General features: G+C 32.2%; 12 protein-coding genes. 5 read left to right on the top strand and 7 right to left on the bottom strand.

Annotated elements, in window-relative coordinates; translation table 11 throughout:
* Positions 1-37 precede the first annotated feature (37 nt).
* The 6 genes from GAPWK_RS08630 to rph form a co-directional block, all read right to left on the bottom strand.
* Positions 38-3,139 carry a type I restriction endonuclease subunit R gene (locus GAPWK_RS08630; RefSeq protein WP_025315834.1) on the bottom strand — a complete coding sequence of 1,034 codons (3,102 nt, stop codon included), beginning with the start codon at positions 3,137-3,139 and terminating at the stop codon, positions 38-40.
* 147 nt (positions 3,140-3,286) lie between these two features.
* Positions 3,287-4,420, bottom strand: coding sequence for a restriction endonuclease subunit S (locus tag GAPWK_RS08625; RefSeq protein ID WP_407919857.1), 1,134 nt, complete (start codon positions 4,418-4,420; stop codon positions 3,287-3,289).
* Positions 4,420-5,985: a type I restriction-modification system subunit M gene (locus GAPWK_RS08620; RefSeq protein WP_025315832.1), complete on the bottom strand. Its 1,566-nt coding sequence runs from the start codon at positions 5,983-5,985 to the stop codon at positions 4,420-4,422. Before GAPWK_RS08620 ends, GAPWK_RS08625 begins: the two co-directional genes overlap by 1 nt.
* 334 nt (positions 5,986-6,319) lie before the next feature.
* Entirely contained in the window at positions 6,320-7,435 is a 1,116-nt protein-coding gene (locus GAPWK_RS08615; protein ID WP_025315831.1) for an SIMPL domain-containing protein, read from the bottom strand.
* Positions 7,436-7,596: 161 nt separating this feature from the next.
* A complete protein-coding gene (gene pyrE / locus GAPWK_RS08610; RefSeq protein WP_025315830.1) occupies positions 7,597-8,241 on the bottom strand; it encodes an orotate phosphoribosyltransferase in 645 nt (214 codons plus the stop codon).
* A 13-nt stretch (positions 8,242-8,254) separates the two neighbouring features.
* Positions 8,255-8,971, bottom strand: coding sequence for a ribonuclease PH (gene rph, locus GAPWK_RS08605; protein ID WP_025315829.1), 717 nt, complete (start codon positions 8,969-8,971; stop codon positions 8,255-8,257).
* Between the two features lie 158 nt (positions 8,972-9,129).
* Here rph and GAPWK_RS08600 point away from each other — a divergent pair, with 158 nt between their 5' ends.
* The 3 genes from GAPWK_RS08600 to GAPWK_RS08590 all read left to right on the top strand — a co-directional run bounded on the left by GAPWK_RS08600 (position 9,130) and on the right by GAPWK_RS08590 (position 11,969).
* The gene (locus GAPWK_RS08600) at positions 9,130-9,996 is read left to right on the top strand and encodes a YicC/YloC family endoribonuclease (protein ID WP_025315828.1); all 867 of its coding nucleotides are present in this window, start codon (positions 9,130-9,132) and stop codon (positions 9,994-9,996) included.
* An 11-nt stretch (positions 9,997-10,007) separates the two neighbouring features.
* Positions 10,008-10,895, top strand: a complete 888-nt coding sequence (locus GAPWK_RS08595; protein ID WP_038517414.1) for a DMT family transporter — start codon at positions 10,008-10,010, stop codon at positions 10,893-10,895.
* A 378-nt stretch (positions 10,896-11,273) separates the two neighbouring features.
* Positions 11,274-11,969 (top strand): tetratricopeptide repeat protein, encoded by a 696-nt coding sequence (locus GAPWK_RS08590; RefSeq protein ID WP_025315827.1) that lies wholly within the window; start codon positions 11,274-11,276, stop codon positions 11,967-11,969.
* A gap of 113 nt (positions 11,970-12,082) precedes the next feature.
* Here the strand turns inward: GAPWK_RS08590 and GAPWK_RS08585 are convergent, their stop codons facing one another.
* On the bottom strand, positions 12,083-13,474 hold the full coding sequence (locus tag GAPWK_RS08585; RefSeq protein ID WP_025315826.1) for an MATE family efflux transporter: 1,392 nt from the start codon (positions 13,472-13,474) through the stop codon (positions 12,083-12,085).
* A 360-nt stretch (positions 13,475-13,834) separates the two neighbouring features.
* Between GAPWK_RS08585 and yejK the strand changes: the two genes are divergently transcribed.
* Positions 13,835-14,839 carry a nucleoid-associated protein YejK gene (gene yejK, locus GAPWK_RS08580; protein WP_025315825.1) on the top strand — a complete coding sequence of 335 codons (1,005 nt, stop codon included), beginning with the start codon at positions 13,835-13,837 and terminating at the stop codon, positions 14,837-14,839.
* Between the two features lie 32 nt (positions 14,840-14,871).
* A complete protein-coding gene (gene nfo / locus GAPWK_RS08575; protein ID WP_025315824.1) occupies positions 14,872-15,714 on the top strand; it encodes a deoxyribonuclease IV in 843 nt (280 codons plus the stop codon).
* Positions 15,715-16,355 lie beyond the last annotated feature (641 nt).

Genomic DNA, 16,355 nt, shown 5'->3' with positions numbered 1-16,355 from the left:
AATAATATTAGTTATTTCTCTTTTTATGTTTTTATGATTAATTTATGCCACCAACACCTTTAAATTTCTCAATTAATGCAGCAATTTTTTCAAAAACATTTCGTTTTTTAATTAGATATTGTGGATTTAAAGGACTCATTTTAGGTAATATTTCATTAAGTTCTGTACCATTTTCACTAGCGAATTCACGCTTTAAAGATGTTGCGATATATCGCTTAGTAGCTTCTTCATTTAAATTTTCTTCTTTAATTAATGCATAAAATTCATTTTGTAACTCTTGTTGTGCAAATTGAAAAAATGCATCAATAATTGAAGCTTTGTCAGGAATAGTATTTAAATCAGTCTGTTCAACAAATTCAATCACTAATTCTTCTTTAGCTCGATTTTCAAAACTGGATTTTATTAATCGTTTGGTATTATCTATAATATCTTGTTTTGCTTTTTTCTGTTCATTTTGCTCATATATTAATTCAAGAATATAATCTAAATTAATCTCTTGTGATTTTAATAAATCAACTTCAAATGTTATATCATCCCAATCAAGAGTTTGCTCTTGCTGTTCAGCGACATTTTTTTCACGATAAAGCCAATCACGAATATCATTATAGGTTGAAAGATAATTTTGAATAGTGCGTTCAGAAGGTATACTTATCATTTGCATTTTTTCAATATCTTCATCAGTCACATAATATTGCTCTTTGAATTGTTCAACTGCTTGAGTATTTGAAATATCTAATTGCTGAAATGCTTTTAATGTTACATATTCATCATAGTTTTGTAATATATTATCAACCTTCAAATATTCACTAAAAAGTTTAACGAAGGCTTTTTTATCTTTTTCGGTAATAATTTCATCAGGGTGAGGAAAGTCTTCTTGGAGTTGATTAATTATGGATAAATAACCATTCGGAACTTCATTTGAACGACTCTCTGCGAAACCTTCCATATACTCATCATAACTTTTTTCAAGTACAACTTCTCGAGTATTACTTTTACCAAATAATTTAATAGCATCAATTGTTGCTTGTTCTAAATCACGAAATGCCACAATGTTGCCGAATGTTTTGGTTGCATTATAGATACGATTAGTACGTGAAAAAGCTTGAATCAAACCATGATAACGTAAGTTTTTATCAACATATAATGTATTAAGCTTTGGCGCATCAAAGCCAGTTAAGAACATACCAACAACAATAAGTAAATCGATATCTTGATTTTTTACTCTCAACGATAAATCTCGATAATAATTTTGGAACTCTTCGCTACTAACATTATAACTAGTTTTAAATAACTTATTGTAATCTTCAATAACCGTAGCTAAAAATTCTTTAGCGCTTTGATTCATTGCATCAATTTCAAAACTTTCATCAGGGATACTATTTAAAGCGTCTTGTTCTTCATTGGCTGAATAAGAAAAAATAGTAGCAATTTTTAAAGGATAAGACGAATTCTGTTGTAGTTTTTTAAATGATTGATAATAAAGTTTTGCTGCTTCAATGCTACTAACAGCAAACATAGCATTAAAACCTTTACCGTTAGCAACTAAGCGATGAGTTTTTTGTTTAAAACTAGATAATATATATTGACTAATTTGCTCAATACGTTGCGGGTGAAGTAAGGCTTTTTTATTTTCTGCTGCTGTTAATTTATCTAAATTCTGTTCTTTTTCAATCGATTTGAATTTTGGCCTTACGTCATTGTAATCAACTTTAAACTTTAAAACTTTTTCATCTCGAATGGCATCTGTAATGACATAAGCATGTAATTCCCGACCAAAGATATCTTGAGTGGTAAGAGTACCTTGTGAATTATCAGGCATAATAGGTGTTCCAGTGAAGCCAAATTCATAATATTTTTTAAATTTTCGCTTTAATTTTTTTTGAGCCTCACCGAATTGGGAACGATGTGCTTCATCAAAAATAAATACAACATGTTTATCATAAATTGCCAGATTTGATTCACTCTTCATCAAATTATTCAGTTTTTGAATCGTTGTTACAATAATTTTATTATCTTGTTTCTCAATATTGCGTTTAAGACCAGCCGTACTGTTAGAACCATTAACACTATCAGGAGAAAATTTACGATACTCTTTCATGGTTTGGTAATCAAGATCTTTACGATCAACCACAAAAAAGACTTTATCAATAAAATCTAATTCAGTCGCTAAACGAGCAGTTTTAAAACTGGTAAGTGTTTTACCTGAGCCTGTAGTATGCCAAACAAAACCACTAGCTTGTAAAGTGCTCCATTTTTTTGAGTTATAAGCACTAATAATTTTCCATAAAATTCGTTCGGTTGCTGCAATTTGATAGGGACGCATGATCAATAAAGTATCATTGATATCTAATACAGTATAGGTGATTAATACATTCAATAATGTACGATTAGCAAAAAAGGTTGCAGTAAAATCTTTCAGATCTTTGATAGGTTCATTTTTAACGTTAGCCCAATTCATCGTAAAATCGAAACTATTTTTATCTCTTTGGGTTGTATTAGCAAAGTAACGGGTATCGGTACCATTGGAAATTACAAACATCTGTAAATATTTAAATAACGAATTGTCTTCATTGAAACTTTCTTTGCTGTAACGGTGAATTTGGTTAAAGGCTTCACGAATAGCTATACCACGTTTTTTTAACTCTACTTGCACCAGTGGTAACCCATTAACTAAAATGGTCACATCATAACGATTTGCATAAGTGCCATTCTGTTCGAATTGATTGATTACTTGCAGTTTGTTTTTCGTGACATCTTTTTTATCTAAAATATGGATATTTTGAATATGCCCGTCATCAAAAACAAAATCATAAATATGATTTTGATGGACTTTTCGACTTTTATCGATCATAGATTCATTGGGTTTATCTAAATATTCTTCAACAAAACGTTGCCATTCAGAATTACTAAATTGAATATTATTTAATTTTTCAAGTTGTACTCGAATGTTAGCTAATAATTTATCATGATTATTTAACATTGGCAGGTATTCATAACCTTGTTGAGTCAAATCATGAATAAATTCATTTTCCAATTGGGCTTCAGTTTGATAAGCAACTGTCGGTTCTTCAAGTTTATTATAATTATCTAAAATGATATAGTTATTAGTTTCTGCAATTGGTTTTGTGTAAATAGTCATCATCCATTCCATTTGTTTAGTATTATATTTTTAATTAAATCATCGAATAAACATTCGATAATCCTAAATCTTTTATTGCATTAATGGTATCAATTTATAGTGTTGTAATGTTTTTATGTATTTTTATATATACCTTTATTATTAGCATTATGATTTAGGAAAATCTAATAATAAGTTACGATAATATTCATATTGTTTTTGCCGTAATTCAATCTCACGAGGCAAGCCTTCAGCAATAGAATTGGCTAATGTATCAAATTTATCCAATATTTCCACGATCTGTTTTTGTTTAGAAAGAGGTGGGATTGGAATTACAAAACCATCAGTATCTGAAATAGAAATTTGAGGCATCTGCATTTTGCTTCCGATTTGTTGAAAGAATTTTTCCTTATTTTTTAAATAATAATATATATATTTAATATTAATGTTTTTATTTTTTGAGTGATAAGACCACATTTCATTTTTATGGGAGAATGGTTTGTCATAAAATTCGAACTCAATAATACCTCTAGATTTTACAATTATCGATGGTTCTTTATTTATATTTTTTAGTGGAATATCCTCATAATCAACAAAAGCAAATGTTTTTCCTCCAGCAAAAATTTTTACTTCGGCTTTGTCTTTATGTATTTTCTTCATTTCATTAGCTGTAATTTTAGTCCCTTTAGTGCGCACCAAAATTTCACCCAATTTTTTATGTTCTATTTCATCTTCAGCAAATGATAATAATTTATCACGATAATAATTGTATTGTTTTAATCTTGTATTAAGCTCGGTTGTTAACTCGGTTGTTAACTCGGTTGTTAATGCTGTAAATGTGTCAAGTATATTGACAATTTTGTTTTGTATATCTAAAGGAATTAAAGGTATTGAAAATTTTTCTAGCATTGGTTTTCTTATTGATACAGATGTAGCTCCAACACTTTTACTTAAAATGTATTTTTTAAAAGCCTCTGACATATAATAAAACAGAAATTTAGTATTTAATTCTTTCAATATTGGACTAATTCGGTATGCTCTTTGATGTAGAGCATATTTACCATCTATGTAGTGAAAAATTTCGCCTATTCCTCCTTCACCTGGAATAATAATAGCTTTCTCATCAAATTCATAATTAGTTGCTCTCAATACATTTTTGGAGCGAACATAAAAAGGATATATTCCATTTTCATTTTCATCCTGACGGTTTGAACTGCCAGTGCCAATCTCCGATACATTTTTCAAATACATCCACTTAACATCAACTCCTTTAAGTAGGCTCTTTATAGTATTTGCATCAATCATGATTCGATCTCCGCAACAATTGCATCAATTTGGTAACGCAGTTGATCTATTTTAGTGACTATTTCTGTAATTTCAGCATTCAGTTTTTTAATATCGATAATTTCACGAGTGTCTTTAGTTTCGACATAAGAACTTACAGCTAAATTATATTCGTTATCAATAATGGTTTGTTTTTCAATTGACTTGGCAAAATGCTCAACATCTTGTTTGTTATCGAATGCTTGTATAATAGTGGCAATATGTTCATCGGTTAATATATTGTTGTTGGTCTCTTTTTTGAATAATTCACTGGCATCAATGAATTGTACTGAGCTATCTGGTTTATTTTTGGATAATACTATAATATTTACTGCAATGGATGTGCCATAAAATAAATTAGGTGCTAACGAGATTATGGTTTCAACATAATTATGTTCGACTAAATATTGACGAATCTTTTGTTCTGCACCGCCTCTATAAAAGATACCGGGAAAAGTAACAATGGCTGCACGTCCTTTTTGGGATAGGTAGCTTAAAGAATGCATAATGAATGCAAAATCGGCTTTAGATTTCGGTGCTAAAACTCCTGCTGGTGCATAGCGTTCATCATTAATCAAGGTTGTATCATCACTGCCTACCCATTTAATTGAGTATGGAGGATTTGATACTATAGCATCAAATGGTTTTTCATCTTTGAATTGTGGATTAAGCAAAGTATCGCCTAGTGTTATTTCAAACTTATCATAATTAATATTATGTAAAAACATATTCATACGAGCTAGATTATAGGTAGTGTGATTAATCTCTTGCCCATAAAAACCATCTTCAATGATATGTTTGTCAAATTGTTTTTTAGCCTGTAATAGTAATGAACCTGAACCAGCAGCAGGGTCGTAGATTTTATTTACTGTTTTTTGATTATGTAGTGCTAATTGTGAGATTAGTTTAGATACATTGGTTGGGGTAAAAAATTCACCACCCGACTTACCAGCATTTGATGCATATTTAGAGATCAAAAATTCGTAAGCATCACCAAATAAATCAATTTGGTTTTCTTGAAAATCACCAAAATCTAATTCAGCTACACCATTTAGCACGGCAGCTAAACGTTTATTTTTATCTGCTACCGTATTACCGAGTCGATTACTGGTTGTATCAAAATCAGCAAACAACCCTTTTATATCTGTTTCTGATGGAAAACCATTAGCAGATCCTTCAATTGCATCGAAAATGGCTTTTAAATCAGTATTTAAACTTTCATTCGTATTAGCATTTACAACAACATTACAAAATAATTGAGAAGGGTAGATAAAATAGCCTTTAGTTTTTATTGCATCTTGTTTTATTTCTTTAGTAATAATGTCATCAGATAAAGATGCATAATTAATACTATCATCTCCACCTTCAATATAATCGGCAAAGTTTTCACTAATAAAACGATAAAATAATGAAGCTAAAATATATTGCTTAAAATCCCAACCATCAACAGCGCCACGAACCTCGTCTGCGATTTTCCATATTTGACGTTGTAGTTGTTCACGCTGTTGTATACTCGTAGCAGTAAGACTATTAGTAGAAGTCATATTTATTGAAATTCCTGAAAAAAAATTTATAAAATTATAAGTAGAAGATTATTTATTTAACATTGACCAATTTTAAAAATTGATAATTTTAATGTTGGCATGATATCTAAGATATAACTATTTATCTATTATGTTTTCATCTTATATATATGATTGATGATTATATGATAATAAAAACTACCTTAAAAATAAATCGTTACATGATTTTTATGTGTTCTGTCTGCGTAGGGAAAATAATTAAATAAGGATTAATTGTGGATATAACAATTAATCCTTTAATTAATAAATATTTTTTAATGCATTGATTATTAAAAAACAATGATTTTTCTAAAAATTATTCAGCTTTAATTTTCTTCAAAGTTTCAAATTTGCCAGAAAGAGTGAGTTGTATTTCAAGTTCTGGTGGAGCATAGATATTAATTTTATTTGCTTCATCATCATTTGCGACAGATAACATTGCCATATTCTTTGCTTGAAAGGAGCGTTCCCATCGTTTTGGTGCTTGTTGTTCGTAATTAGCATTTTTCATGTCGAGATATTTTGGATCGCCCACCATATATTCTTTAGTCAGTAGACGTTCAGCTTTGCTAATTAACTTATTCAATAAAAGTCTTTCACGATCATTAATTGCTCGCTCAATCGCATCAGGTGAAACACTATAAAAAATATCATTATTAACTTTGATTTTTAATTCTTGTGCTTTAGCAATAATTTTTTCAACTGCATCAAGTTTATTAATCTTTATTTGTACAGAGTTATATGCATGATGCTGTTTTTTATCAATTTTTTTGGGGGAGGCAAGTTCGGTATCTGATTCAATAATCGAGAAATTATCGAGTTGTATGTTTTTTAATTCATTGGTTATAGTTGTGTATTTCTGGTACACCATGTCCTTTGCTTTGTTTGCAGTAATTGCATTTTCAAAGATACTAAATAAGAACGAATTGTTTTTTTCATTATTATTTAGCCGTTGGACGTTATTTATGTTGTATTTATCAAGTAATTTATTTAATTCTAAAAATTTTTCGTTATCATTTATGTTGATAGAAAGAGTGAGGGTGGCTTTATATAAAGCATCTTCTTCACTGACTTCTTCATAATTATTTTGTATATAGCTACCATAATCGGTTGTGGTTAGATTATTATCTCTAATGTTGAGTGTTGCTAAATAATCCTTAAATTCTTTCATCGTTTTAGCATTGATATTTGATGCCTCATCAAGGGTTGAAGCCTCTGTATCTAATGTAACCGAAAACTCAACCGTATTTGGTTTTAGTTTAATTGAATCAGTAACACTTGCTTCAATTTCTCCAACGGGAATTAAATTTTTGCCATATATTAATTGTTCAACTTTAGGTTCATTATTATTGATATTCCTAATGTTTGCTGAATAGCAGGTAAAACTTGTTCCAATATTGAGTAATATAATAAATATTAATGTTTTTTTCATTCTATATTCCACTATTTTGTTAGTTAATTGTTTATTCGTTGTTTTGAACTATAGTAATAGAATTCTTTACTAGCAAAAAATCTCAAACAGTTTAATTTAAGATATGTAAAAAAAATACCTTAAGTTGAAAAAAGGTGTAAAAAAGCGTCGTAAGACGCTTTTTATATTCCATACTGAGTACGATAGTTTTCGACCAGTTTAACTTGGTTTTGTCGAGAGGGATCTTGGTAGAGGTATTGGATTAAATCATCTAAAGTAATAATCGAAATCACATCACAATGATAAGTTTGTTTGATTTCCTGAATGGCAGATAGTTCACCACGACCTTTTTCTTGACGGTCAAGGCAAATTAATACACCAGCCAGTTTTGATTGATTATCTTCCAAAATTCGCATTGATTCACGAATTGCGGTACCAGCAGTAATTACATCATCAATTAACATAACACGTTGCTGATAGATAGTACTACCAACAAGATTACCGCCTTCACCATGGTCTTTAGCCTCTTTACGGTTGAAGCAATAAGGAACATCAACATTGTAGTGTTCAGATAAAGCCACTACCGTTGATGAAACAATCGGAATTCCTTTATAGGCTGGACCGAAGATGACATCATAGTTTAAATTTGCATCCATTAAAGCGGCAGCATAAAAGCGACCTAATAAAGCCAGATCTTTACCTGTATTAAACAATCCTGCGTTAAAAAAGTAAGGGCTTTTTCGTCCTGATTTTAAGGTGAATTCACCAAATTTTAGTGCTTGCCTATCTAAAGCAAATTCAATAAACTCACTTTTATATGATTTCATCGATCCTCTCCAATTAATCTTTTAAGGCTTGTCTTTGTGCATCAATAATTGTTGCAATACCTTTTTTTGCTAGTTCTAGCAGTTGTAATAATTCATCATGACTAAATGGTTCACCTTCGGCAGTACCTTGTACTTCGATGATGCGTCCGTCATCAGTCATAATAACATTCATATCCGTATCCGCATTTGAATCTTCAATATATTCCAAATCACATACAGCCTGACCCTCTACAATTCCGACAGAGACAGCTGCAACCAATGATTTAATTGGGTTTTGTTTTAATTTACCATCAGCAATCATTTTATTAATTGCATCATTAAGGGCAACACATGCACCAGTGATGGATGCTGTTCGTGTTCCGCCATCGGCTTGAATGACATCACAGTCTAGGGTAATGGTATATTCGCCAAGTAATTTAAGATCAATCATGGCTCTTAATGAACGGGCAATGAGTCGTTGAATTTCCATTGTACGACCGGTTTGTTTACCTTTTGCCGCTTCACGCTGAGTTCTTGAATTGGTTGCGCGTGGTAACATGCCATATTCTGCTGTGACCCAACCTTGGTTTTGACCTTTTAAAAAGCGCGGTACACTTTCCTCAACCGTTGCGTTACACAGTACTTTGGTTTCACCAAATTCAACTAATACAGAACCTTCTGCATGCTTAGTATAATGACGGGTTATTTTGATTGGGCGGACTTGTTCCGCAGCTCGACCAGACGGGCGCATGCAATTCTCCAGCTGTTATATTAAAAAAATGTTTGAATTTATCATTTAGGAGGACATCAATATAAGAAAGGATTGATGTTTAGCCTAAGCTAAGAGCGCATTATACAGAATTTATGATACAATGCCCAGCAAGTTTTTTATAAATTTAGGAACCAATTATGATTTCAAGTATGACTGCCTATGCTCGAAAAGAAATTAACCAATCTTGGGGGACAGCTTCTTGGGAGTTGCGTTCAGTTAATCAACGTTACTTGGAAACCTATATTCGTGTGCCTGAGCAGTTTCGAACACTTGAACCAATTATTCGAGAACGGCTGCGAGGTCGATTGACTCGCGGTAAAATTGAATGCAATTTACGTTTCGAACTCGATCCTGCTTCGCAACATCAAGAATTATCTTTAAATCAGGATCTTGCTAAACAAGTTCTTAGTGCTGTTAATTGGATTCAGACTGAATATAAATCTGGTGACGTTAACCCTATTGATGTATTACGTTGGCCAGGTGTGCTATCAGCTAAAGAACAGAATCTTGATACCATATCACAAGAAATCTTAGCATCATTGGATGAAGCCATTAATGAACTAATTGTAGTACGTGAACGCGAAGGAGAAGTTTTACGTGATCTTATCATCCAACGTTTAGACAGTATTACGACAGAAGTTGAAAAAATTCGTCAATGGATGCCACAAATACTTGAATGGCAAAAAGAGCGCCTGCAAAACAAATTGGCTGAAGCGAATATTGAACTCGACAAGTCAAGATTAGAACAAGAAATCGTATTGATGGCTCAGCGTATTGACGTAGCTGAAGAGCTTGACCGTTTGATGACTCATGTTAAAGAAACTTACGCAATTTTAAAGAAAAACGAAGCAGTAGGGCGCAGACTCGATTTTATGATGCAAGAATTTAACCGCGAATCAAATACTATTGCCTCAAAATCAATTAATGCTGATGTTACCGCTAGCGCGATTGAACTTAAAGTCTTAATCGAGCAAATCCGAGAACAAGTACAAAATATTGAATAATTTATTATTTAATGAATAAATATTTAGGTATTTTAGCCGTTATTTTGGCATCACTATTATGGGGCACAACAGGCACAGCAGCGACGTTTGACCCTACTTTATCTCCTTTATTTATCGGCTCATTTGCTATGGGTATTGGGGGATTTTTACAATGTGGATTGGCTAGCGTTAATATTGTTCATGATCGCGCTTTATTGGTAATGTATCGTCGATTTTTGATCGTTGGAGCATTCGCTGTTGCTATCTATCCTTTAGCTTTTTATTCATCCATGCGTTTATCAGGTGTTACCATAGGTACCGTTGTATCTATTGGTTCAGCCCCAATTTTATCAGCGATAATTGAGTATTTCAGTCGTGATTTTCAAGTCAATAAACAGTGGGCTACGGGAGCTTTATTGGGCATTATTGGAATGGTTATGTTAGCTTTTTCTGATAATGCAAGTACAACAATTCAAAACACTTATGTTTATTTGGGTATTTTATTAGGATTAGTCGCGGGTTTTACTTACGCGCTTTACTCTTGGTCAGCTAGACAATTAATGTTAAAAGGTATTAATACTAAAGCTGCAATGGGGGCTACTTTTGGTTGTGGAGGATTACTATTAATTCCTGTTATGCTAATAACTGGCTCTGCTTTTTTTACTTCATGGACTAACATTGCAGTTGGATTTTATATGGCATTGATACCTATGTTTTTAGGTTATCTTTGCTACGGTTTTGGATTATCAAAAATTTCTGCCAGTATGGCAACAACCATAACTCTACTTGAACCGGTTATTGCCGCAATTCTTGCTATGTTAATTGTGGGTGAATACTTATCAATAATTGGTTGGATTGGTATGCTGCTGATCTTTATTTGTCTGATTATGGTAACTTTATCAAGTTTGGCTAAGAAGTAAACATTTGATATTTTCTTTAGTCATTTTATAAAAAAAATCAATTATTTCAATCAGTTGCTCATCAATACTTATTTTTGTATTTAGCAAGTTAACCAAGAATACTTTCATAAAATTAATAATAGTCCTTTTATTTTGAATAAATAACAAAAATATTAATTTTTTCTATAGAGTATATCGAGTAATAAAGATTAACTCTTCCTATCTAAATAATAAAATTCATATAAATTAGATATACCATTCAACTTTTTATACCTGTAATAAGCAGTTAAAAAATAATATTACACGATACTGGATAATTAGTTAGATGTTGTTAAAATGAATAAGCTATATTTTAATCAAAATATAGCAAATCACAGATAATAAAAAGGTATGATGAATATGAAAAAATTACTTACTACTGGTTTGCTATTTCTATTTTTAGCGGGACCTGCTGGTGCACAAGCAGTTGAAGAATCATTGAAGAATGTTCCTTATGATGAAGTGCTAAAAATGGCAACTGAAAATAATGATCCAAAAGCGCAATATGATCTAGGAGTTCGATACTTTGAAGGTGAGGGCGTTGAGAAAGATCCGTTAAAAGCTAGAGAATGGTATGAAAAGGCAGCTGCACAAGGTCATTCTGGGGCTGAATCTAATTTAGGATATATGTATGAAAATGCCATAACTGTTGAACAAGACTATGCTAAAGCCAAAGAGTATTATGAAAAAGGTGCTGCAAAAAATGACAAATATGCTCTATTTAATCTAGCCAGTGTATACAAAGAAGGGCGAGGAGTTGCTAAAGATCCATTAAAAGCAAAAGAATTATTTGAAAAATCAGCACAGCTTGGTCTTGTAAATGCTCAGTATCATTTAGGAGATATGTATTTAACGGGTGCAGGCATAGATAAAGATCTGAATAAAGCACGATATTGGTTTGAAAAGGCAGCCGAACAAGGGCAACCAGAATCTCAGTTCAATTTGGGTATAATGTATGAAAATGGGATTGCAGGTCTAAAAAGAGATCATAACAAAGCAATGGAATTGATTGAAAAAGGATGTGAAGGCGGTGTAGAACATCAAATTTGTCAATGAGTTTGTTTATCAAGTTACAAATTATAATCAGTAAAGTTAATAGCAATAAGTAATACAGATTCTTAAAATTTAAAAGGGGCAAAATGCCCCTTTCGTTTTCTAATTTTAGTATGTTACGAATTAACTTGTTTAGGATAATGCCGACTTTTAATCGATTTAAAATACCAGTAGAGTGCTGCATAAGCGATACCGGTTGATAAAAGGTCAGCGGTAGGTGATGAAGCCCAAACGCCATCTAAATCGAAAAATAGCGGTAAAATATAAAGTGTTGGCAATAATATTAAAATTTGCCTTGAAAGACTAAGTAAAATAGAAACTCTAGCCATACCAATACATTGGAAAAAGCTTGTTGTCACCATTTGGAAACCAACAAACGCAAATGAAAGCGTTGTATACCTTAGTGCAATTGCTGATATGGCAACTAAGTCCGCTTCAGAACTGAATGCTCTAACTAACACATCAGGTGTGAAGCAACCTAATATAAACCCAGCACTTGTAATCACAGTCGCAATTTTTACTGCGTAAATAAAAGTTTCCTTCACGCGTTTATAATTCTTCGAACCGTAATTATAACCAATAATTGGTTGCATACCTTGGTTAACACCAATGACAATCATGATAATTAGCGTTATTAATCGATTTGCATTTGAATATCCTGCAATAGCATCATCACTTGAAACGTGAGAAATTGGTGCATAATGAGTTAATTGCCAGTTAATGAATACCACAACTATAGACGCGGCAACTTGCATGGCAAATGGCGACATGCCAATAGATAAAATAGATTTAATATAAACAAAATCAAGTTTAAAATTACGACGATATAGCTTGATATTACTGTTTTTATTTATAAAATGCTGCATCACAAATAAAAAGCTTATAAACATCGATAGGGTGGTTGCAAAAGCGGCGCCTCGCATGCCCCAACCTAAAACGATAATGAAAATTGGTGCAAGAATAATATTGGCAATCACGCTAATAAACATGGTAACCATAGCTTTAAAAGGATAACCACTTGCTCGCATCATATTGTTGTAGTTGAAAGTCAAAGTTATAAAAATACTTCCTGGTAAAAACACTTCTAAAAATTCACGAGCGTAAACATGATTGGTTGGGCTTGAACCAATAAAATGTAAAACGGGGTCAATAAAATAGAGCAATAACGCTAAAGTGATACCACTAAGTACCGCAGTTAACATGAACGAAGTGCCAGCAACTTTTTCGGCTTTATCGATTTCACCTCGCCCTAAAAATATAGAAATACGACTTGCCGAACCAATACCGACTAACATACCAATACCTGCGGCTAGATTCATAACTGGTAAAATAATTCCTGCACCACTTAATGCTTCTCGCCCAATCCAATGGCCAATAAAAACTCCATCAATAATGTTATAAAGGGTATTAACAGTTGTTCCAATAATGGAGGGTAGTGCATATTGCCAAAATAATAAGCTGATTTTCTTATTTTTAAAATCATTATAAATATCTCGAGGATTTGCCATATTATTTATTCCAGCTATAACGGGTTGTAAAAAAATTCACATTAACTATACGTTTCAGTAAAAAATATCATTGTTAATTATATCAATTATCACTATGCTAATGGCAATTATGCAGTTGACTTACCAAAAATGAGTTTGGCCGATTATTTTAACCGCGATGACTAGAATTATCGTTATTAATAATTGTTAAATACCATTACATTTTGTAAAGAAGTTTCAGATTAACCATACGTTTTAGTATAAAATATATCTATTTATCAACTGTTATCTAATCAGACTAATAAATTGTGGATAGCACTTTTTTAGTGCTTTGATAAAATAGTGGTAGTCTTACTTTTGCCACCCAAACAGGAATTCTACATGAGTGTACAAATAGAAAAAGTTATTTTACATAAATTAATCAGAAAAAATGACACTGAAATTGAACTGCAACTTCGTGATTCAATGCTAAGCAATCAACAAGCAGTTGTCAATTTAATTGAAGATATTAACCGAATTTATAATAATAAAAGTAAAGCTTATGGGCTATTTAGAAGTGAAAGTCTGTTTGAACAATCGCTTAAAGAATTACGTTTAGGCAATCAAGATTTTTTACATTTTAGTCAAGAGTCGACTAAACAACTGCGCAATGAACTAGCTAAATACCCTTTTGCTGAAGGTGGCACGGTGGTCTTTTGTCATTATCGTTATCTAGCTGTGGAATACTTAATTATTGCTGTACTAAATAGCTGTTCAAGTATGTTAGTTAATGAACAGCTTGATATAACTGAAACGCAATATTTGGATATCGATCATGCTGATATTATTGCACGAATTGATATCACCGAATGGGAAACTACACCAGATTCAAAACGCTATTTAACTTTTTTAAAAGGACGAGTAGGGCGCAAAGTGTCTGACTTTTTTATGGACTATCTAGGTGCCAGCGAAGGATTAGATGCTAAAGCGCAAAATAAAACTTTAGTAAAAGCTGTTGATGATTATTGTCAAGAGATGCAGTTTGACAAGCAAGACAAAACCAGCGCTCGTGAAAATGTCTATAACTATTGCCAAGCTCAATTACAAGCAGGAGAAGAGATTGAGCTCAAAAATCTGGCTAATGAATTGCCAGCTAATGGTGAGAATAATTTTGCTGAATTTGTGAAAAATAGCGATTACGATCTAGAAGAGACCTTTCCTGTTGATCGCAGTGCATTGCGTCAACTTAAAAAATTCTCAGGTAGTGGAGGGGGATTAACCTTAAGTTTTGATTCTGACTTATTAGGTGAACGAATTAAATGGGATCCGCAAACTGATACGCTTGTAATTAAGGGAGTTCCACCAAATTTACGCGATCAATTACAACGTAATAGCGGTTCAAACTAATCATTACATCCAATTATCAGGAACATAAAAATATGAAATACATTGGTGCACATGTTAGCGCAGCAGGAGGAGTCGATAACGCTCCAATCAATGCCTATCAAATTGGCGCAACAGCTTTTGCTTTATTTACAAAAAATCAAAGGCAATGGCATGCTAAGCCACTTGAATCAGCTATGATTGATAGCTTCAAAAAACGCTGTGAACGGTATGGCTTTAGCAGTAAACAGATCTTACCGCATGATAGTTACCTGATAAACCTAGGTAGCCCTGACAGTGAGCAACTTGATAAATCACGAACCGCTTTTTTAGATGAAATGCAACGATGTGAACAATTGGGACTAACCTTATTAAACTTTCATCCGGGTAGTCACCTACAAAAAATATCGGTTGATGATTGTCTAGCGCGTATTGCTGAATCCATAAATATCACTTTAGATAAAACTCAAAACGTGGTTGCTGTGATCGAAAATACGGCTGGGCAAGGATCTAACTTAGGTTATAAATTTGAACATCTAGCACAAATAATTGATAAAGTTGAAGATAAAACTCGTGTGGGTGTTTGTATTGATACCTGTCACGCCTTTGCTGCTGGTTATGATTTACGAACCGAAAAAGCCTGCAAAGAAACGTTTGATGAGTTTGAAAAGATTGTTGGCTTTAAATATTTACGAGCTATGCATTTGAACGATGCCAAAAGCGAACTTGCAAGCCATGTTGACCGACATGACAGTTTAGGTAAAGGAAACATTGGTCAAGAGGCATTTAAATTTATTATGCAAGATCCTAGAATTGACAACATCCCACTCATTCTTGAAACCATTGATCCAGATATTTGGGCACAGGAGATTACTTGGTTAAAAGAACAGGAAAAATAATAAAATGCGGTTAAAAAATCGTATCGATATGTTTGTTGTTTTTATTAAGTTGTAGCTTTTATGCAATTGGCAATATACGAGAGCGATTAGAAATATTTGAACTTAAACTTGTTGATGATAGCGAGCCAAATTCTATTTTGTATCGGTACTTGAAGGTCGTCATATTGTTATTTATGACAAAAATGGTAATAAAAAATCTATTTAACCAAGATTTCCTGATATAGAGGATAGTTATAAAAAGGATAGATATCAATTATCCCAAAAATATCGACAAAATTTTTTGACTGCAAGTGGCATATTCGAAACGGATAACTTATTCGTATATAAATATAATAAATTGTATAGTTTTCCCATTAGTAAATTAGAGGTATTTGCAATAAAGAGCGATTGTTTTCCTACTGATGAAACAAATTATCACTTTGGATTTGCATCAGCTTTGAACCAACTACCTCAAGATAGTGCTCCTAATGATACAAGGTTTGTTTATATTGGAAAGAAAAGTCCTTATTCTCAACAGCAACTAACTTTATTAAACTGGTAAAAAATTAGCAATTTGATTGATTTATTAATGATCTTGGATCCTTGTTGGGATAATTTAAACAAAAGCAATAATTAAAGAACCTAATATATTTTAATGTGTT

This window comes from Gilliamella apicola, from assembly GCF_000599985.1.
Lineage (GTDB): Bacteria > Pseudomonadota > Gammaproteobacteria > Enterobacterales > Orbaceae > Gilliamella > Gilliamella apicola.
This window is presented reverse-complemented; position numbering and strand designations above follow the sequence as displayed.